This is a genomic window from Streptococcus hillyeri (genome assembly GCF_041081565.1).
Classification (GTDB): Bacteria; Bacillota; Bacilli; order Lactobacillales; family Streptococcaceae; genus Streptococcus; species Streptococcus hillyeri.
In genome coordinates, this window is sequence record NZ_CP163513.1 from 1,555,355 (window position 1) to 1,575,089 (window position 19,735).

A 19,735-nucleotide genomic window follows, 5' to 3' on the forward strand; every position below is an offset into this window, starting at 1 on the left:
TCACTGATTTCTAAAAAAAGAGACAAGCTCTCTAAAAGAAGTTGCTTATCTCTTATATCGTTTATTCAGAATACTTATAGGTTAAAAAATAATCTCCATTTTTCTCCGTGAAAGTAAGGCTAACATCAGATAATTTTCCTGCATCAGCTGACCAATCGGTGTAATAAAGATTAAGCTCCTTGGTAAAACCATCTCCGTAATTTGACAATGTGTATTCAGCAAATGTTGGTTGTCCATATTTTGAAAGGATATCTTTCCATGAATTGCCCAACTCTAGCCGATCATAGTCACCTTCTATCAGTTTATCAAACTCTTCTTTGGTCCAAGTAGAGTTATAATCCTCCTCGGCTACTATTTTGATATCTTTCGCTTCAGTTGTCATATAGCCATGGTTTAGCATCCAATCCCCTAATTCATTTTGAAAAAAAGATAGGTCAACATATTTACTGTCAGTTTCATCACTATAAGAAAGAGTCAAATAATTATCTAAATAGGTTCCCCTATTAGCCATTCCATATTTGTCAACAAGCTCGTCTGCTGTGATACTTGAAGTGATTGTATCTGGTTCAAAATTTAGGGATTTGAATTTTTCCTCTGTCCAACGAAAAGGCGCATCTGGATCAGTATAAAACTCCTCGTCAAACGCTTCTTCAAAAGAATCTTCTTCGTCATAATCCCAATCCTCATCAAATCTGCTCTGAGCGATACTTTCAAACCTCTCTACGGTAGCATGATAAATTCCAACACTAGTCGCGATAACTAGGGCTCCTACGGCTAGTGGCAGAGCAATCATCGACAGGATTTTCTTTTTCTTATTAAAGTTAACCGCTAAACTCACAATTCCTAAAGTCAATGAAGCCAGAGACAGAGTCAAAAGTAACAAAGGCGACTTGAGCACTAGGCTTAAAAGAATTGTCACCCCAGATATGACAAATGACACAATCGGTAAAGCAATAATTTCCTTGCTAGGATTTAGAATAAATGTTTCAGTCGGCTTAGAACTAGAAATAACATTATCTGAGTTTTGAATAGTTTCTAGAGAGGGTGCCGAAATGGCAACTTCATCACGAACCGTTACAACCTCATCTGCGACAGCACTGTCTTCAAAAAACTTTCCTTCAGAAATCGGGATGATTGCTTTTGGACTAAAGCGACTTTTCTCGGCAGCTAAGACCTCTATTTCTGTCGGTGCACGCCCAACAACCGTCTCAAACAGCCGGCACCATTCTTCTCTTGTTTTCATATCATTCTCCTTATGAACTTTTTTCCATTATAACACAAATTTAGCATCACTTGTCATTTAAGCCATTCCTGATGACTTTATGGTAAAATAGAGAGGAATTTAAGATTTAAGGAGTACCTATGACAAAATTTGCAAAATTATCATTGCTTGCGCTAGCCTCTATGACTATTCTTTCAGGCTGCCAACAACTTGACCGTGCGATAAAAGGGGATGATTATGTGGATGCTCAGCTTGCTTCTAAGAAAAAAAGCGAACACATCGAAAAGCTCAATCAATCAGATACCGTTTTCCCACAACTTTCTACAGAAGTGGCTGAAAATGAAGCTTCCATTGTGATGCATACTACCAAGGGAGATATCACCATAAAATTATTCCCAGAAGAAGCCCCTCTGGCGGTTGAAAACTTTTTGACGCACGCTAAAGAAGGCTACTATGATAACGTCATTTTCCACCGTGTCATCAATGAGTTCATGGTTCAATCTGGTGACCCACTCGGCAATGGAACAGGTGGTGAATCAATTTGGAAAGATAAGGACAGCAAGATTGATAGTGGTTTTGGTTTCAAAAACGAAATCTCTGACTACCTCTACAATATCCGTGGTGCCCTTTCAATGGCCAATGCTGGACCAGACACCAATGGTAGCCAATTCTTTATCGTTCAGAACCAACAAGATTGGTCTGCGCAATTAGATCCAAGTTACTACCCAGAAAAAATTATCGATGCCTATAAAAAGGGTGGTTTCCCAAGCACTTCTGGTGGAGATGGTAACTACACCGTCTTCGGTCAAGTCATCAAAGGTATGGACATCGTTGATACTATCGCCTCTGTCGAAACCAACGATGCCGACAAACCACTGGAAGATATCGTTATCAAATCTATTGAAGTTACCAAAGATTATCAATTTAAGTAAATAAAAAGATAGGATAGTATGATTAGCTATCTTATCTTTTTTGTAGTAATCCTCATCAAAATCACAAGGCATCAAAATCACAAACCAATCAAAGTCCCTGAAAGTTACTAAAATATTTCAAAATATCTATTGACATTATATATATATAATGCGCTTAGGAGGAATATTCTATGAAATTTTTTGGTAAAATGGTAGCTAACAAATTAGCAACAGTATTGGTATTACTAGTCATTTTAGCAAGTCTAGGACTTTTTATTACTTGGAAAATAAACCGATTTAATGGAACTTCAAATGCTCAGTACAATTTTGTCCTCAAAAAATTCACAAAGGAAAATCAGTTACTGGTTGCAGGAGCTGAGTGGGAAACCACTCGAAATCAAAATTTTGAATCTGAAGCTACTAAAAAATGGCCAAAATGGACGAATTTTTTCAAAGACCTTATTATCAGCCGAGACATCGAAGTTAAAGTTCCTATAAAAACAGAATTTAAACTTGATTTAACTCAGTTAAACCAGGATGATATCGAACTCAAAGATAATGTCTTAACCTTTAAAACGCCTTTAACAGTCAATGTTGATAGTCAACAAGAGGGGAATCCCAAAATTGTTAGCTCCTCTTCTGGAATTGTTGATAAGGCAGTTGACCTTCTTACTGCTAGCAAAAAAGCGATGGATTTTCTAGAAGAAAAGGCTCAAGAAACCGTATATGAAACTAGTCAAGAGGCTATCAAGGATAGCGAACGTCAGGAAAAAGTTGCAAAGTATGCCGCTGAAAATCTTGAAAAACTACTCAATTTAGATAATCAAAATCAAGAAAAAATTGATGTTCAAATCTCTACCGCTGACCTGACATTCAAAAATACTGACCCTAAAAAATAAGGTAAGATAGTAGCATTTAACTCACCACAAACCAAAATCAGCTAAGGACATCCCCACAGGATCCTCACAGGAAATTTTTCCTAGTTGACAAAATTTCTAATCTCTGATATATTATTGTTCGGGCACCTCTTTTTGAGGTCGTAAAAAGCTCCCTAGTTTCTAGGGGGTTATTTTTGTTTTTTCTCTCAGAAAAATGCTGAGCGCGCAAGCTTTTTCTAGAAACTAAAAAACATTTCCCAATCACACTAAATATCATCGAAATCACACCATTTCGCCATGATACAGACTTAAACTATTTTTGGAGAACAACAATGATAAAACAAGCTTTTAACTCTGAACACTATTTAAACCTGCAACGAGATCATATTTTAGAGAGAATCGCCCAATTTGATGGTAAACTCTACATGGAATTTGGCGGTAAAATGCTTGAAGATTTCCATGCTGCTCGTGTGTTACCCGGCTATGAGCCTGACAATAAAATAAAACTCCTCCACGAACTCCGTGATCAAGTTGAGATTGTTATTGCAATCAACGCTAGCAATATTGAACACTCTAAAGCTCGCGGTGACCTTGGTATTTCCTACGACCAAGAAGTTTTCCGCTTAATTGATAAATTTAATGACTTGGATATCTTTGTAGGTTCTGTCGTTATCACACAATACTCTGGTCAACCTGCAGCTGATGCCTTCCGTAAAGAACTTGATAAACACGGCATCGCCTCTTACCTCCACTATCCAATCGCTGGATATCCAACAGCCATTGATCACATCATTTCACCAGAGGGAATGGGGAAAAATGATTACATTCAGACTAGCCGTAACCTCATCGTTGTGACGGCACCTGGACCTGGTTCAGGTAAATTAGCAACTTGTATCTCTCAACTTTATCATGACCAAATCAATGGGGTGACTTCTGGTTATGCGAAATTTGAAACTTTCCCTGTTTGGAATTTACCACTGCACCATCCAGTTAACCTTGCCTATGAAGCTGCAACAGCAGACCTTGATGACGTTAACATGATTGATCCTTTCCACTTGGAAACCTATGGAAAAACAACTGTCAACTACAACCGTGACATTGAAATTTTCCCTGTTGTTAAGCGCATGCTCGAACGTATCTTAGGAAGCTCACCATACGCTTCTCCTACCGATATGGGAGTTAATATGGTCGGCTTTGCCATTACAGATGACGAGGCTGCCAAAGAGGCTTCTAAGCAAGAAATTATCCGTCGCTACTATCAAACCCTTGTTGAATTCAAGGCAGAGCGTGTTGGCGAAACAGCTGTTAAGAAGATTGAACTTCTGATGAACGATCTTGGTATTTCTCCATTGGATCGTTTGGTGACAAAAGCTGCGCGTGAAAAAGCTGAATTGACTGGTGCACCTGCTTTGGCTATGGAATTACCAAATGGACAAATCGTCACAGGTAAAACCTCAGATCTCTTTGGACCATCTGCCGCAGTTATTGTCAATGGTATCAAAGCCCTTGCTGGTATCGCTAAGGATACTCATTTAATCGAACCTGAGTATGTCAAACCAATTCAAAATCTAAAACTTAGCCATTTAGGAAATCGCAACCCACGCCTTCACTCTAGCGAGCTATTGATTGCTCTTGCCATTACCGCTATGAACAATGAAGAAGCTGACAAAGCGATGAAAGAACTTGGCAACCTAAAAGGCAGCGAAGTCCACTCAACTGTAAATCTTCCAGAAGAAGATAAAAACGTCTTCCGTAAACTCGGTATCAACGTAACCTTTGACCCAATTTACCAAAAAGACAAACTCTTTAGAAAATAAATAATAAAAAGTGCTAGACGATAATTTTTACTCGTTTAGCACTTTTTAGTTTCTATCTTAAAAATTAGTTTATTGCAATTGCCCTAATATTCCCAGCGTCTCTAATAAAATAAAGATGTAAGCTAGGCTATTATTTAAAATATGAGCCACCGTTGAAAAATAGATATTCTTTTTCCAAAGATAAACGACACCTAGTAACAAACCCAAACCACTATAGACAACAAGTGATAACAACTCACCAAAGGAATAGATATGAACCAAACCAAATAGTAATGATGAGACTAACAATCTAGCGAATTGAACACCCTTTTTTGATTCTCCTTCTCCAATTAAAATTTTTCGGAAAATCAACTCTTCATTAATAGGACCGATGATACTCACAACTAAAATAAAGAGAAATGTTTCAAAACCTTCACTTGCAATATAACGATTCGCTAGAACTGCTTCATTACTAGATTCTTCTAATGGCAGACTGCTAAGTAAAATATTAGCTACATAAAGACCGACAAAAATCAGTATTACCCATAAGATATTCTGAAACACTTTTTGTGAAAATTGCTTTGCTTCTTTTACATAATCGTCTCGATACAGCCATAACATCCCGACACCAAAAATCAGCAAGTGGCGCCCATAAAATAAAACAGTATTTAACAACGGTGGTAATTCAAAATGATTACTGATTTGACGATACAGATAGACTGCCATCACATAAAGTACGATTAAAACAACTGAACGAGAACGTTTTAGTGTGTCCATAATTTCCTCACTTCTATTATGTATTTATCTAACGCTAGAATATTACATCATTTCATTTGCTAGTGCAACCCTTTACAACAATCTTAAGCTATTTTTATGGTAAACTTTAGATTATTTTAATCATTTTTAGATATTGTTTATTTTTGCTATTCTCAATCGCCTTCTATCACTGCTTATTTCATTTATAGTCGAATGAATTAGCTTTAAGACAAGGGACTGAGACGCAAACAGTACTTGAGTACGGCAAGTCGAAAGTAACGATATATTAAAGTTAATTCAAATAACTATATTTATCCGATGTTTCCCCAAATCTTATACTACACGACTTTAGGTATTATCCTTTTAATTCAAGCGACTAGATTTGCCATCTCATAAATCGTACAGCGAAAAGCCCAGCATCTTGGCATACTGAGCTTTGACCATAAATCAATAGCATCTATGATTGCTAAAATAATGTTTTGACATGCTATGGCTATTAGCACATCATACTCTCTTCCTTATTAATTGACTTACACTTCAAAGAACAAGGAGAGCAAAAGTAATAGACAACTATTACCAACTTGCTTTTTTGACACCTGGGATTTGTCCCTTATAAGCTAACTGACGGAAATTAATACGACTCATGCCAAATTTGCGCATGTAAGCATGTGGTCGTCCGTCAATCAAATCACGATTTTTCAATCGATTAGGGTTTGAATCACGCGGCAATCGACGAAGCCCTTCATAGTCTCCTTTGGCTTTTAATTCCCTACGTAATTCAGCATATCGCTCAATCAATTCCTGTTGCTTCTTAAATTTAGCGATTTTGGATTTTTTTGCCATACTCCCCTCCTTTTCTGATATGATGTGCAATCAAATTAACCAGTTAACTAAATTGCAATAATTATTATACCTATAAGTTCTAAAATTAGCAAGTAAAAACATTAACTGGTTAAATATTTTTTTGAATTTTCCGTTGATAATACTTAACAAAAATCAAAAATTACTTTTTTGCTTCTTTCTTAAAAGTGCGGACGCTCCAAAGGTCTGGGAGACCTTTGGAGGTGGGAAATAGAGTTGACGAAGTCAGTCTCCCAACCTTCTACGGAGTTTCATTGCTAGATTTGAGCTTATCTCTATCGCAGTAGATAATTGGCTGTACTTGTCGACTACTCGACAGCGTCCAACCTAATCATCCTTGCGGGGGAACTACTACGAAATTGACTTTCAATTTCTGTAGTTCTCCCAAAAATCCGTTCTTACCAAGCAAATTCCTCTCGCTCTTTTATTTCTGAGCTTGGGCTAAAGAAGCTCTGGAAAATCAATCCATTTATTGGTTCTTGATTTGACTTAAACTGCTAATTTTGATTTTGGATGAGTATTACCCAGCCTCTTTAGGATTATATCTCATTTTTGCTACCGCAATACCATTACATATTTTCTAATTCAGTTACAATTGGTAAGGTAAGCTCAAAGACTTTAGAATAAGGGGCAACATTTTCTGTTCGAAGGCATATATTTCCCCCATGTAAGGTAACAATCTGCTTAACAATGGCTAAGCCAAGTCCAGTCCCACCTTCTCCAGACGTTCTTGCAGAATTTCCTGTTACAAATGGTTGAAAAATAGTTGCTGCAATATCTGTTGAAATCTTTGTACCATCATCAGCAATAGCTAAAATCAAGGTATGTTCTTCACTTCTCACCTTGAAAGATAAAGTTGTTTGTGAAGGATTGTATTTTATGAAATTATTCAATAAGTTATCCAATGCTCTGGTAAAGCGAGAATCATCAAGTTGAACAAAATAAGACGTTTCTGGAATTTCAATGTTCAAGCGATAATCTTGCAACATAAACTCATCATAGCGTTTTGCCCAATAATTTCGTAAGTATTCACAAAAATCAATACGCTCTGCCTGCAACTCAAAATTCGGATGCTGAGCCTGACTAAACTCAAATAAAGAAGAAATCAACTCACCTAATAAAATCGATTTTTGATGGATAATCTGAGTATAACGCTCCCTAGTCTCCTCAACAACAAGTTTGTCTGTTAAAGCCTTAGAATAACCTTGAATAACCGTAATAGGTGTCCTTAAATCATGTGAAATATTAGCAATCATCGTTTGCTTACTTTCTTCTAATTCACGACGTTTTGCCTCACTATTATAGAGTTCAAGAGATACGGCATTAAAGGTTTCAAAAATCTCCATCAATTCCCTTGGTCCACTATAATCAGATACGGTCTCAACCCTATCCTTTTGAGATAATTTTTTAATCGCATCATCCAAAACTTTCAGCGGTACGGAAATTCTTTTGTTCAGTCTCCAGGTAAATACAATGATAACAATCACTACCAACAACAATAAAAATCCCAAATTAAAGATGATACGGTCATAAAACGTTTGCACTTCCAAACTAGTATCGTATGGTCTAAACATCACTACGGACATTTCTTCACCACTATCTGTTTTAAAATCATGTTTATACAGATGGTATTCATCAAAAAGCGTTTGAGTTAAAATTCTAAGTTCTCGAGACGTAAACCGTTTTTTCTGGTTTGACTCCTTTGACACTAAGATATTAAGATTGTTATCTAATAGATAAACGAACTCTTCTTCTTCAACAATCACATCAGAGGCAACATACTTATCCATTGATTCTCTATTTCTTTGGACAAAATAACGCATGCTACCATCATCAGTTGAATAAGGGGTACTAGTATAATAATAGTCTGCATCATAAGGCAACATAATCTCTAATTCTTCATTAGAAAAATTATGATTATGAGAAGGATCACTTGAGTAAACAATCCCCTTATCATGAGAAATGATTTCATAAAACTGCCCATACCGATTAAGCACTGAGAATAACCTAGAATCGAAATTCTCTTTTTTTAATTGCTTCTCAATCTTAGATAACTCCATTTTGGAAACGCCCATATTAAAGGTTGCCATAACTGTTAATGATAGGTAAATCCAAGTAAACACAGCTACCAATAGGATGATCATGTAAATAATAAACTGCCCTAAGAGGACTTGAACCAAACTAGCACGCTTTTTAGATTTGTTTTTCAAACTTATATCCTATCCCTCTTAATGTCTTAATATAAACGGGGTTCTTGGCATCATCCTCAATCTTATCACGGAGGTTAGAAACATGGACAACAATGGTATTATCATCTCCCTCCATATACTGGGAACGACCATTGATTTCCTCATAAAGCTGCAATTTAGTAAAAATTTGCCCTGGATATTTCATCAATTTTTGTAAGATTTTAAACTCAGTTGCTGTTAAAGGAATGATCTCATCGTTTTTATTAAGAATAGCTTCATCAACATTCAACCGTAAACTGCCAACTATGATTTCCTTTGACTCTTTATTAGCCGGCCCATTTAACTCATAATATCTTCTTAAATGAGATTGCACACGTGCCACAATTTCCAATGAATTAAAAGGTTTCGTCACGTAATCATCAGCACCGATATTTAGCCCTAAAATCTTATCTACATCAGATATTTTAGCAGACAAAATGATAATCGGAATATTACTATCTTGTCTAATCAATTTCGTTAGCCCGTAACCATCTAGTTTAGGCATCATGATATCAACAATAGCCAAGTCTACCTCATGACTTTTAAAAAGATCATAAGCAGCTTCACCATCATGAGCTACCAACACCTTATAGGCTGAACTTTCCAAATATAATTGTAACAATTCTACAATATCGTGATCATCTTCAGCAAGTAGTATCGTATGCATAACTTTCGCCTCTTTCTTTATTGACTTCAACATCTTTCTCTTTATTTTAGCATTTTTAAGCAATTATGAAAATAATCATAGCCAAAATGCACGACAAACGCATGAAATCTTCTATTTCCATTTTGCAAGTGTTGAAAGTTTTTTGCCCTAAAGCAATTGTTTTAAATACTTGTCAAAGGACAGACTTAGGGCATATTTCTTACGACGCAGACTCATCTTCTTTCCAAAATCTAACTGTTTTAATACCGCTAAACAGAATTTATCCATGACATTTAAATTAAATGCGAGTTGTTTATTCAAAGTCTTATTGGCATCTTCACGAAAAACAACATCTAGTAGCCAGTGCATACTCTCTATTTGCCAATGACCTCTCACATAGTCACACAACTCTTTAGCGCTAACCTGACAACTTAAAATAAAGTAGCGGGTTTCTTCGCTCTCTTGACCATTCTTTGTTATCTGAATACGCGCCCGTCCAATGCTTTGGATATGTCCCCAATCAGGATGCTCTTGACGTATCCACTCTGTATCAGTAATGACTTCATACTGTCTCAATTCAATCTGACCGTGCGCTTTCTCAAGCGTTTCATAGCTATCGTCAAAATTCTGAGAGAGTTCAAAATAGGGACGAATATCTTCTAGAAGGCTCTTTTGATTCTCTTTGACTGCTAGACAATAATCTGCTTTCTTCATGATAATCTTATCCGCAATAGCCTTTTGTGTGCCCATGGCGTCAATACTAATCATGCACCCTTTTACTGAAATCATGTCTAATAATCGTGGAATCGCTGTAATCTCATTGCTTTTTTCATCAGTCGCTACCTGGCCATACGAAATCCCTAAATCTGTCGCATAGGCTGAGACAATATGTAGGGCTTTTTGAGTTTGACTGCCATTACCACGGATAGTCTTCCCGTCAATGGCTACTAAACGTTTTGAAAGTTGTGGTAAGGTTTTAGATGATGAGTCACACGCTTCAAGAAGAGAAGTCCATATCTGTGTGAGTTCTACAAGAACTTGTGAATCTAAGGTCGCAAAAACACGTTGTAGAGTGTCATGAGAGGGAATGCCATTTTCTAATTTGAGAACGGTGCGTAAGGATTTCTCATAGGCAATACCAAACTCCTCTATCTCATCCCAGTGTTCTGCGCCTGATAAGCGAGCAAAGAAGATGAGAAGAACGATATCTGACAATAAGTGTTTAATTTTCCATGGGGAACGGTCGTCTCTAACAGTAATCAAGAAATTTAAAAGGTCTTCCATAACAAAATCCTCCACTTTTATTATAGCGAAGGATTTTGAATTCATCCATGAAAGTCTTTTCTGTAAGCCATATTTTCTTCATGCGTTTGTCGTGGCCAAAATGAGATGTTCGGATATTTCTTAACCTTATCTAGATTTTTCTGAGTTAGGTAAAATTTGACTCACAATCAAATGATTTTCTTCTTTAATACGATTTCCAAGAATAACCGCATAGAGTGGTCCTACAAAAAGCAAGGTGTACCAGGCATGACACAATAGACTAAGCCCTATCAATTCTGGAGCAATATTTAAAAAGTAATTAGGATGTTTAACAACTCGGAAAAGCCAATGGTCATTAAATTGGTGATTATTAGCAATCATGAGCTTGACTGTCCAAATATCTGACAATAAGCGAACAACGACAACTAGCATAATAAATGCAAAGAAAAGCAATCCTAATCCTAAAAGGCTAATGCTATCAAGTGCCGTCCGACGCAAGTAAGCCTCAATAAAGCAACCTAGATAAAACATGATGTGAGCAATCGTTAAACGCTTAGTATTTTCCACGCCATACTCTACACCGCCATTAGCCAAAATAGCAGCTTCATTTTTCTTTGAAATTTTTAAAAACGCTAAACGCAGTACAAACACTGCTCCAACAATCATTAAAATCACGTGTTTCTCCTTTATTATATTATTAATCATTTCTCATCAGGGAATTCAGTTTCACAAATGGTACACCCCTATCTTACCAAGTTAAAGTTATGGTATTGTCACACTTGGGTAAGTTACTTAAAAACAAAGAAGCTGAAAAAAATATTTTCAGCCTCTTGTTTCTTAGGAATAGTGACAGTTTACCTAACGCTAACCTTTACATTAACGGCGACGTTTCATCACATAAGCTACGAGTGATAGAATACCTGCTACTCCTAAAGCTGACATCATAATTGAGATGAGACTTGTCTCTTCTGAGTTTGTTCTAGGAAGTTGATTACTTCTACGAGATGGTGTCATCTTACGCGCGATACCATGTGTTACTTTTGGTTCTTTTTGATTAGCATTTGATTTTGGTGCCACTTCTGAACGTTTCTGCTCTTGTTTCATGTGCTCTTTGGGTTCTGATTTTTGTTCCACCTTATCGTCACCTTTTGGCGTTGATTTGTCAGATGATTTTGTATCATTCATCGCTTGCTTATAGAAAATCGCATACACGCTAAAGTGAGTGACTCCGAAGCTGACAGTGCCATTAGCATTAAGTGTAAATGGTAAGCTTTCTTTCATATCATCTAGCACATAGTAAACCTTATCAACGATTCCATTGGCTGGTGCTGTTACAGTAACAGGACCTGTTGGTTGAACAAGTTCCCCTTTAGCATCCACAAGGGTAATGTCATAGCTATCAGATGGTGCTTGACCAAGAATAGCAGCTCTCATTGGCACGACACGAACACCTACAGCACCATTGAAATCTTTTTTCTTCGCAGATACAGAAACTTTTGTCGCTGGGTCTTGGAAGGTGATGATTTGGTTTGAATCATCTTGCTGAGAGTCATTCATATCCTGAGTTTTAGGGGCTTCTTCTTGTTGACGAAGATCTTCATGCTTATCTTGTGAAAGATTCATACTACGTGATACAATATCCTTCAATTTAGCTGTTGCATCAGACACAATCTTCTGAACATCTGCCTTGCTTGAAGCCTCACGGATGGCAGCTACTGCTTTCACGATACTTTCTTTTAATTCAGCTTTCAATTCAGGAGTTTTGAGACTATCATAGTGCATTCCTGCTTGTGCTTTTAATTTCACTGTTTCGTCTAACTTGAATGTGTGCAAAGCTTTGCGTTCTTCTTCTTGTTGACGAAGTTCCTCAGCCTTACGAGATTCTTCAGCTTTACGCTCTTGCTCTTTGCGTGCTTCTTCGGCCTTGCGTTCTTGCTCTTTACGCAATTCTTCTTTACGCAATTCGTCTTTACGCAATTCGTCTTTACGCAATTCGTCTTTACGCAATTCGTCTTTACGCAATTCTTCTTTACGCAATTCTTCTTTACGCAATTCTTCTTTACGTAATTCTTCTTTGCGTAATTCTTCTTTACGTAGTTCTTCTTTACGTAGTTCTTCTTTACGTAATTCTTCTTTACGTAGTTCTTCTTTGCGGAGTTCTTCTTTACGTAGTTCTTCTTTACGTAGTTCTTCTTTACGTAGTTCTTCTTTACGTAGTTCTTCTTTGCGGAGTTCTTCTTTACGTAGTTCTTCTTTACGTAGTTCTTCTTTACGTAGTTCTTCTTTACGTAGTTCTTCTTTACGTAGTTCTTCTTTACGTAGTTCTTCTTTACGTAGTTCTTCTCTGCGGATTCTCTCTTTGAGTTCTTGCTCTCTGCGTGTTTTTTCAGCTTGGAATTTAACTTCCTGTTGAACAATCTCTTGTATTTTGCCCTTAGCTGTATTAAAGATTTTTTGAATTTGCTCTGTGGTTTGAGCCTTATCTATGTCTTTTTTAGCTATTTGAACGAGCTTAAGCACTTCAGTTTTACGTTTAATATCTTTTATTTCACCACCCAAAACTTGAGGATATGCTTCAGTTTCTAATAGTTTTTTCTGAGTATCTTTATAAGTTGAAAGTTCTTCTTTCTGACGATTAACTTCTAATTGGACAATCTCTTTGATTTTTGCTTTAGCAATATCATAGATTTTTTTAGCATCTTCTTTATTTTGGGCATTATCTATTTCTTTTTTAGCTTCCTCAACTATTTTGCGAACAGCTGCTATCCGGTCGGGATCTTTTATCTCGCTATCATCTCCTTTAATATGGGATCTAGCTTCTGTAGTTAGGAATGTTTTGTGATCGTTCTTATATTTGGAAAGCTCTGCTTTACGCAATTCTTCTTGAGCTTGTTTTTTCTGATTATCATCCTCTTCTTCTAAAGATTTAAGTTGTTCTTTCAAATCAGCTATTGCTGTTTTAGTCTCAACAGTTTGGTCTGCTCTAACAACAGTTGGCGCTAACATACCTCCAACTAGCATCAGAGATAGAAGTGTTGTCCCCACACTAACCCAAACTTTTTTCCGTTTAATCATTTTGACGCAATGCGTTGTATTCTCTTGTTTCATAATTATTTTCCTTTCTAGGTATCGTCTAAAACACCCTTTATTATCTAGTTTAATAGCTTTAGCCATTATTTCAATAGGATTTCAACGATTTTGCCTAAAGATTGGGTTATCTTAATGTTGGCTAAATATTCTTAATGTTATATTAATATTCTAGGTGTTCTGAGCATTTCCGAAGGGCGATACGACTGTTTCTAATATATAAAAAAACAGCCACAAGGGCTGCTTTTTAGTGTGAGTGCCAGATGTCTTCGTTGTACTGTTCGATGGTACGGTCAGATGAGAAGAAACCTGCTTTGGCAATGTTTTTAATGACTTTTGTCATCCAAGCGGTTTGATCTTCATAGTCAGAAAGCATTTGTTCCTTAACTGCGATATATTCTTCTAAGTCAATCAAGGTCATGAACCAGTCTTTATTGAGCAATTCTAGGTAGAGACGCTCTAAGCGTTCTTCATTTCCTAAATTAAGAAGTTTTGGATCAATAATGAAGTTAACTGCCTCTTTGATAACTGGGTGTTCATCATAGTAGTGTTTAGAAACGTAACCACTTGTTGCATAAAGGTCAATAATGGTATCTGAGTCTTTACCGAATGTGTAGATGTTTTCAGCGCCTGCTAACTCTGCAATTTCCACATTGGCACCGTCCATAGTCCCAAGGGTAAGGGCACCATTTAGCATGAATTTCATGTTCCCAGTTCCAGACGCTTCTTTTGACGCAAGAGAAATTTGCTCAGAGATATCTGTGGCTGGAATGAGTTTTTCAGCTACGGTAACATTGTAGTTTTCCACAAGGTGAACATTGAGGTATGGGCTTACTTCTGGGTCGTTGTTAATTAATTCTGACAAGCAAAGGATAAGGTGGATAATGTCTTGGGCAATGGTATAAGCTGGCGCAGCTTTACCACCAAAGATAACTGTGATTTTGCGTTTTGGAAGGTTGCCACGTTTGATTTCCAAGTATTTATGAATCACATAAAGGGCATTCATTTGTTGGCGTTTGTACTCGTGGAAACGTTTGATTTGTGTATCGATGATTGAATTTTCATCAAGCTCAATGCCTTTATTTTCTTTCAAATAACGTTTCAAAGACAATTTATTAGCGTGTTTGATTTCTGCTAACTTCGCGTGCACCGCTTTGTCATCCGCAAAAGCCAAGAGTTTTTCAAGTTTAGTAGCCTCCGTCAAATACTCATCGCCAATAAGTTCTTTGATGTAATCAGCTAAATCTTGGTTGGCAAATTCTAACCAACGGCGGAAAGTGATTCCGTTCGTTTTGTTGTTGAATTTTTCTGGGTAAAGGTCATAGAAGCCTTTAAGTTCAGAGTTTTTGAGGATTTCTGTGTGAAGGGCAGCTACACCATTGACTGACGTTGCAAAGTGAATGTCCATGTGTGCCATGTGAACTCGGTAATTTTCGTCAATGATGTGTAGGGCTACATCTGGCACTTTTTGGGCAATCATGGCGTCCAATTTTTCAATGATGGTTACCAAGTGTGGCACCACTTCATTGAGGTAGTCAAGTGGCCATTTTTCCAAAGCTTCTGCAAGGATGGTGTGGTTGGTGTAACCAACCATTTTTGAAACGACTGACACCGCTTCTTCAAAGTCAAAGCCGTGCTTTTCAGTCAAAAGACGAATCAACTCTGGAATCACCATTGATGGGTGAGTGTCGTTGATTTGTACATAAGCATACTCATGAAGGTCGTGAAGGTTTGAACCACGCTCAATCGCTTCATCAATCAAGAGCTGTGCAGCGTTTGACACCATGAAATATTGTTGGTAAATGCGGAGCAATTCACCATTTTTGTCAGAATCATCTGGGTAAAGGAAAAGGGTAAGGTTTTTCTGAATTTCAGTCTTATCAAATGAAATCCCATCTTTAATGAGACCGTAGTCAAGTCCATCAATGTCAAAAAGGTTAAGGTAGTTCTTAGTCTCTTTTTTGTAACCAAGGACATCAATACGGTCCAAACGTGATTTCAATGTGAAATCTTTGAAAGGCACATCGTAAGAAATATCTGTTGGAACCAGCCATGAATCATTTTCAATCCAGAAGTTTGCCTCTGCTTCTTGTTGGTTTTGTTTAAAGACTTGTTTGAACAAACCACAGTGATAGTTAAGGCCCACACCTTCACCATTGATTGCTAAGCTAGAGATAGAGTCAATAAAGCATGATGCCAAACGTCCAAGACCACCGTTACCAAGTGATGGTTCTGGCTCTACATCTTCAATTTCTGCAATTGATTTTCCAGCTTGTGCCAACTCTTCTTTGACATCTTTGTAGATACCTAGGTTAATCAAGTTATTTGATAAAAGTTTACCAATCAAAAATTCAGCTGAAATGTAGTAAACTTTACGTTTTGCTGTGTTTTTTCCTTTGCCTGCAGCAGCTTCTTTGACAAAATTCAAAAGCGCTACATAGATTTCCTCATTGCTCATTTGAGCTAAAACGTGTCCTTTTGTTTCAAGATAATTCGTAAATGTACCAGTCATCATTCTTATTTTTATGCTAGCTTATTTGAATCAATAAGCCTACATGTCATCCTTTCTTTGTTCATCAGGGGTACGAGCATAAAGCTCTGTAATATCAGTTAAAAATGCTTTACGTTCAGGTGTTAAATCTTCTGCAAGCATACGCCATTGCCAGTTTCCACCGACAGTATTTGGAGTGTTGGTCCGAGATTCAGCACCTTTATCCAAAACATCTTGCATACAGGCAATCGCAACGTCACTAACTGTTGCATAAAGCGTGCGCAACATTGCCTGTGTGATTGGCTCATCTGCTATGCGGTGAAGGTATTTATCTACAAAATGCTGTTGTTCTTCTGACAAATTGTCATACCAGCCATTGACCACTTCGTTGTCGTGAGTACCTGTATAGGCAATGGTGTTTGACGTGTAAAAATGTGGAAGGTCAAAGCTTTGACCAGTCGTATCAAAAAGACCAAATTCCATGATTTTCATACCTGGGAAAGCTGTATCTGCTAATAACTTTTCAGCTTTTTCATCAATATAGCCGAGGTTTTCAGCAATGATTGGCAAGTCACCAAGTTCCCTTTTTACAGCGTCGAACAAGGCAACTCCCGGTCCAGAAACCCATTGACCTGGTTTAGCTGTCTCTGATCCTTCAGGAATTTCCCAATAATCTGAGAAGCCTTTAAAATGGTCAATACGAAGTAAGTCATAAATTTTGAAACTTTCTTTGATACGGTAAACCCACCATGCAAAGTCAGTCTCTGCATGTTTATCCCAGGCATAGATTGGGTTCCCCCAAAGTTGGCCTACATCTGAAAAATCATCTGGGGGACATCCTGCGATAAAAATTGGTTTCTTATCAGCACTTACTTTAAAGAGCTCAGGCATGGTCCAAACTTCCACACTATCAGCTGACACGTAAATTGGCATATCGCCAATGATTTGAATCCCTTGCTCATTAGCATAAGATTTAAGCGCTGTCCACTGTTGGAAGAAGAAATATTGTGTCACTTTAAAATAAGTGATTTGATCTGCTAATCGCTGACGATAAGTTTCAAGTGCCTCGGGCTGACGCTCAACAATCGCTAAGTCATCCCATTCTTGAAGCGCTCGATTGCCAAAGTGTTCTTTGATTGCCATAAACTCAGCAAAATCAGATAACCATGACTGCTCTGCTTGTTCAAAAGAGGCTAAGAGAGCCTGGCCATTTTCACTTGCTAAAAATCCAGAAACCGCTTGTTCTAAAACTGGACGACGTGCTTCATAGATACGAGCATAATCCACTTCTTCTGGATTATCACCAAAGTTGATATTCTCATAAGCTGCTCTATCTAAATAGCCCGCTTGCGCTAATAAATCCAAATCAATCAGATGGGGATTTCCAGCAATGGCAGAAAAGGATTGATAAGGAGAGTCCCCATAACTTGTTGTTGTTAACGGTAAAATCTGCCAGTAAGTCTGTTTAGTTTCTTTTAAAAAATCTACAAATTGGTAAGCTGCTTGACCGAAAGTACCAATTCCTTGATTACCTGGAAGAGATGTTACTGACATCAAGACACCACTTAAACGTTTCTTCATACGGAATTCCTCCTGCGATATTATATAACTATAATAGCGCAAGCGTTTGCGTAAGTCAAGCAAAAATTTAAAAAAATCTGAGTTCCCCCAGATTTTTACCTTATTTTAATAAATTTCTAACCGTTTCTCTTTCTTTTAAAAGAAAAGGAATGATCACGCGCTCTGTATGTAACATCCGTTTTTCAACCATATCTAGTAAACGCATCAGACTAGAACGTCCCAAGCTTTTGACATTGATATCAAATGTAGTTAAGTAAGGATGCATAATCTTAGCATAGACTGAGTTATTGAAGGAAACAATAGAGGCATCATCTGGCACTTTAATGCCATAAAATGATAGAAACTGCATCACTCTCAAAGCGAGCATATCATCAATAACAATCAAAGCTGTAATTGAGTTTTCTTGGATTGTTTCGATAAATAGTTGCAGTGATTCCGCATCTGTACGGTCAAATAAAATCGCTTCGCTACTCTTTAATCCAAGCTTATTAACGCCTTTTAAATAACCGATATAGCGCTCAGAAAAAATCTCGCTCTGAAGATCATCTGTCACAAAAAGGATATTTTCATGACCACGTTGATTCAAATAATCAACCGCTGTTTTTGACATGAGCTGATTGTCATTATCCACAAACGTCACTTCATTTTCAAATTCTTCCGGTTGCCCAACAATGACAAAAGGAATATTATTTTCCATTAGGTAATGACGAACAGGGTCATGACTTTCTGAGTAAAGAACAATAAAGCCATCAACTAAACGTTGACGATACATGAGTTGCACCTGCTCTTTTAATTCTTCAACACTTCCACCTGTCGCAATTGAGACGGTAAAATCACGTTTTTTAGCCTCATCATTGATAACCGTTAAAATCTCCATAAAGAAGGGGTGGGTGACACGCTCTTCATTTGACAGCGGAGGAAAAATGACACCAACAGCGTGTGTCAATCCACTTGCCAGCATTTTGGCAGCCACGTTAGGCACATACCCCAATTCTTGCATCGCTTTTTTAACTTTATCTTTTGTTTTTTGCGAAATGGTTGAACTATCCTTTAAAGCACGGCTTACGGTAGAAGCATTAACGCCTGCGCGCTCTGCTACATCTTTTATGGTAACCATTATTTCCCTCCATCCAGAGATTAAAATTACTAAAGGAACCGTGACACATTTTAGTACACAGTTCCTAGCTGATATTATTCATTTATTTTTTATAGTCTTTAAAACCAGTTCGATACAAAACAAGCATCATCATCAAAATACTACCAAAAATTTGGACATTCATCAATAAAATAGGATTGTCAACTAAGCCTAAACAAGCCATAATGATGGCAAGAAAACTTGGTAATCCCATACAATTTAACAAGAGCCCAAAGCACTCTTTTAAGGTTTTTAAATCAAATATTCCAGCTTTTCGTGTCATATATAAGGTCGCTGAACCTGCTACTAACAACAAGATAGAACCGACATAGAGAAATGCTGTGTAAACTAGAATGAGAAATAAAAACACATCGGCCTTATGACTTACAAACCATTGTTGATTGATAAAGTCTCGAACATCTCTCTTAGTTTTTAACGTTGATAAATCTTGTTGACCTGATATAAGCGCTTCTAGACTATGTCCATTTGGATAGGTGAAAATCCACTTATCTCTGGTCAATACTAAGCCATACTTACCACTTGTCGCTATTTTTTGCTGCTCTGCTTTTGTTGGCAAAACCGAAACAACAGCATCAGTTCCTTCAATTGATACAGGTTCTCCAGTAAATTGATTTTCTGAAATTTGCCCCACTTGCAAGGCCTGATAAGTCTCATCTGTCACAGCATTTAAACCTTTTGAAACGATTCTCTCCATGTCATAGGTCTTTAAGCTAGCATAATGCAGAGAAACTGGCATTAAAATCAGACTATTTAAAAAGACAAGACTAATGACAATCTGCCACCATTTATAGGATTTTCGACTGGCAAAAATCCTACGAGGTGCCATGATTTGAGCAAAATAAGAAAAAGGGAAGGGCAT

At 37.3% G+C, this 19,735-nt stretch carries 14 protein-coding genes and 3 pseudogenes; 4 read left to right on the forward strand and 13 right to left on the reverse strand.

The genetic code is table 11. The annotated features are described in order from the left end of the window. Positions 1 to 61: 61 nt before the first annotated feature. Positions 62 to 1,243 carry a hypothetical protein gene (locus AB6M99_RS07465; RefSeq protein ID WP_121834856.1) on the reverse strand — a complete coding sequence of 394 codons (1,182 nt, stop codon included), beginning with the start codon at positions 1,241 to 1,243 and terminating at the stop codon, positions 62 to 64. A gap of 119 nt (positions 1,244 to 1,362) precedes the next feature. On the opposite strand from AB6M99_RS07465, the gene AB6M99_RS07470 reads away from it, so the two are divergent. The 3 genes from AB6M99_RS07470 (at position 1,363) to AB6M99_RS07480 (ending at position 4,828) form a co-directional block, all read left to right on the forward strand. Next, positions 1,363 to 2,154, forward strand: a complete 792-nt coding sequence (locus tag AB6M99_RS07470) for a peptidylprolyl isomerase (protein ID WP_121834857.1) — start codon at positions 1,363 to 1,365, stop codon at positions 2,152 to 2,154. Between the two features lie 170 nt (positions 2,155 to 2,324). Further along, positions 2,325 to 3,032, forward strand: coding sequence for a hypothetical protein (locus AB6M99_RS07475; RefSeq protein WP_121834858.1), 708 nt, complete (start codon positions 2,325 to 2,327; stop codon positions 3,030 to 3,032). A 311-nt stretch (positions 3,033 to 3,343) separates the two neighbouring features. Continuing rightward, positions 3,344 to 4,828 carry a DUF1846 domain-containing protein gene (locus AB6M99_RS07480; protein ID WP_121834859.1) on the forward strand — a complete coding sequence of 495 codons (1,485 nt, stop codon included), beginning with the start codon at positions 3,344 to 3,346 and terminating at the stop codon, positions 4,826 to 4,828. 69 nt (positions 4,829 to 4,897) lie between these two features. On the opposite strand, the gene AB6M99_RS07485 is transcribed toward AB6M99_RS07480, so the two are convergent. From AB6M99_RS07485 to AB6M99_RS07510, 6 genes are all read right to left on the reverse strand, one after another. Next, entirely contained in the window at positions 4,898 to 5,584 is a 687-nt protein-coding gene (locus AB6M99_RS07485) for a CPBP family intramembrane glutamic endopeptidase (protein ID WP_121834860.1), read from the reverse strand. 552 nt (positions 5,585 to 6,136) lie between these two features. Further along, positions 6,137 to 6,406, reverse strand: a complete 270-nt coding sequence (rpsN, locus tag AB6M99_RS07490; RefSeq protein ID WP_121834861.1) for a 30S ribosomal protein S14 — start codon at positions 6,404 to 6,406, stop codon at positions 6,137 to 6,139. Between the two features lie 587 nt (positions 6,407 to 6,993). After that, a complete protein-coding gene (locus AB6M99_RS07495; protein ID WP_369350498.1) occupies positions 6,994 to 8,634 on the reverse strand; it encodes a sensor histidine kinase in 1,641 nt (546 codons plus the stop codon). Then, on the reverse strand, positions 8,618 to 9,319 hold the full coding sequence (locus AB6M99_RS07500) for a response regulator transcription factor (protein WP_121834870.1): 702 nt from the start codon (positions 9,317 to 9,319) through the stop codon (positions 8,618 to 8,620). The genes AB6M99_RS07495 and AB6M99_RS07500 overlap by 17 nt, the downstream gene beginning before the upstream one ends. A 147-nt stretch (positions 9,320 to 9,466) precedes the next feature. Then, positions 9,467 to 10,627, reverse strand: a complete 1,161-nt coding sequence (locus tag AB6M99_RS07505; RefSeq protein ID WP_121836465.1) for an ISAs1 family transposase — start codon at positions 10,625 to 10,627, stop codon at positions 9,467 to 9,469. Between the two features lie 81 nt (positions 10,628 to 10,708). Continuing rightward, positions 10,709 to 11,236, reverse strand: coding sequence for an isoprenylcysteine carboxyl methyltransferase family protein (locus tag AB6M99_RS07510; RefSeq protein ID WP_220702233.1), 528 nt, complete (start codon positions 11,234 to 11,236; stop codon positions 10,709 to 10,711). A 1,249-nt stretch (positions 11,237 to 12,485) separates the two neighbouring features. Between AB6M99_RS07510 and AB6M99_RS07515 the strand changes: the two are divergent. Next, positions 12,486 to 12,752, forward strand: a pseudogene (locus AB6M99_RS07515) (pentapeptide repeat-containing protein); the annotation flags it as partial. On the opposite strand, the pseudogene AB6M99_RS07520 reads toward AB6M99_RS07515, so the two are convergent. The 6 genes and pseudogenes from AB6M99_RS07520 to AB6M99_RS07545 form a co-directional block, all read right to left on the reverse strand. Then, positions 12,634 to 12,978 (reverse strand): annotated as a pseudogene (locus AB6M99_RS07520) (hypothetical protein); the annotation flags it as partial. The pseudogenes AB6M99_RS07515 and AB6M99_RS07520 sit on opposite strands and share 119 nt — an antisense overlap. Positions 12,979 to 13,549: 571 nt before the next feature. Further along, positions 13,550 to 13,735: pseudogene (locus tag AB6M99_RS07525) on the reverse strand (hypothetical protein); the annotation flags it as partial. 160 nt (positions 13,736 to 13,895) lie between these two features. Further along, complete coding sequence (glgP, locus tag AB6M99_RS07530; RefSeq protein WP_369351204.1) at positions 13,896 to 16,160, reverse strand: glycogen/starch/alpha-glucan family phosphorylase; 2,265 nt, start codon at positions 16,158 to 16,160, stop codon at positions 13,896 to 13,898. A 39-nt stretch (positions 16,161 to 16,199) separates the two neighbouring features. Next, entirely contained in the window at positions 16,200 to 17,720 is a 1,521-nt protein-coding gene (gene malQ, locus AB6M99_RS07535) for a 4-alpha-glucanotransferase (protein WP_121836195.1), read from the reverse strand. Positions 17,721 to 17,820: 100 nt separating this feature from the next. Then, positions 17,821 to 18,837 (reverse strand): LacI family DNA-binding transcriptional regulator, encoded by a 1,017-nt coding sequence (locus AB6M99_RS07540; protein WP_121836194.1) that lies wholly within the window; start codon positions 18,835 to 18,837, stop codon positions 17,821 to 17,823. Positions 18,838 to 18,919: 82 nt separating this feature from the next. After that, on the reverse strand, positions 18,920 to 19,735 hold the full coding sequence (locus AB6M99_RS07545; RefSeq protein WP_369350499.1) for a DUF1189 family protein: 816 nt from the start codon (positions 19,733 to 19,735) through the stop codon (positions 18,920 to 18,922).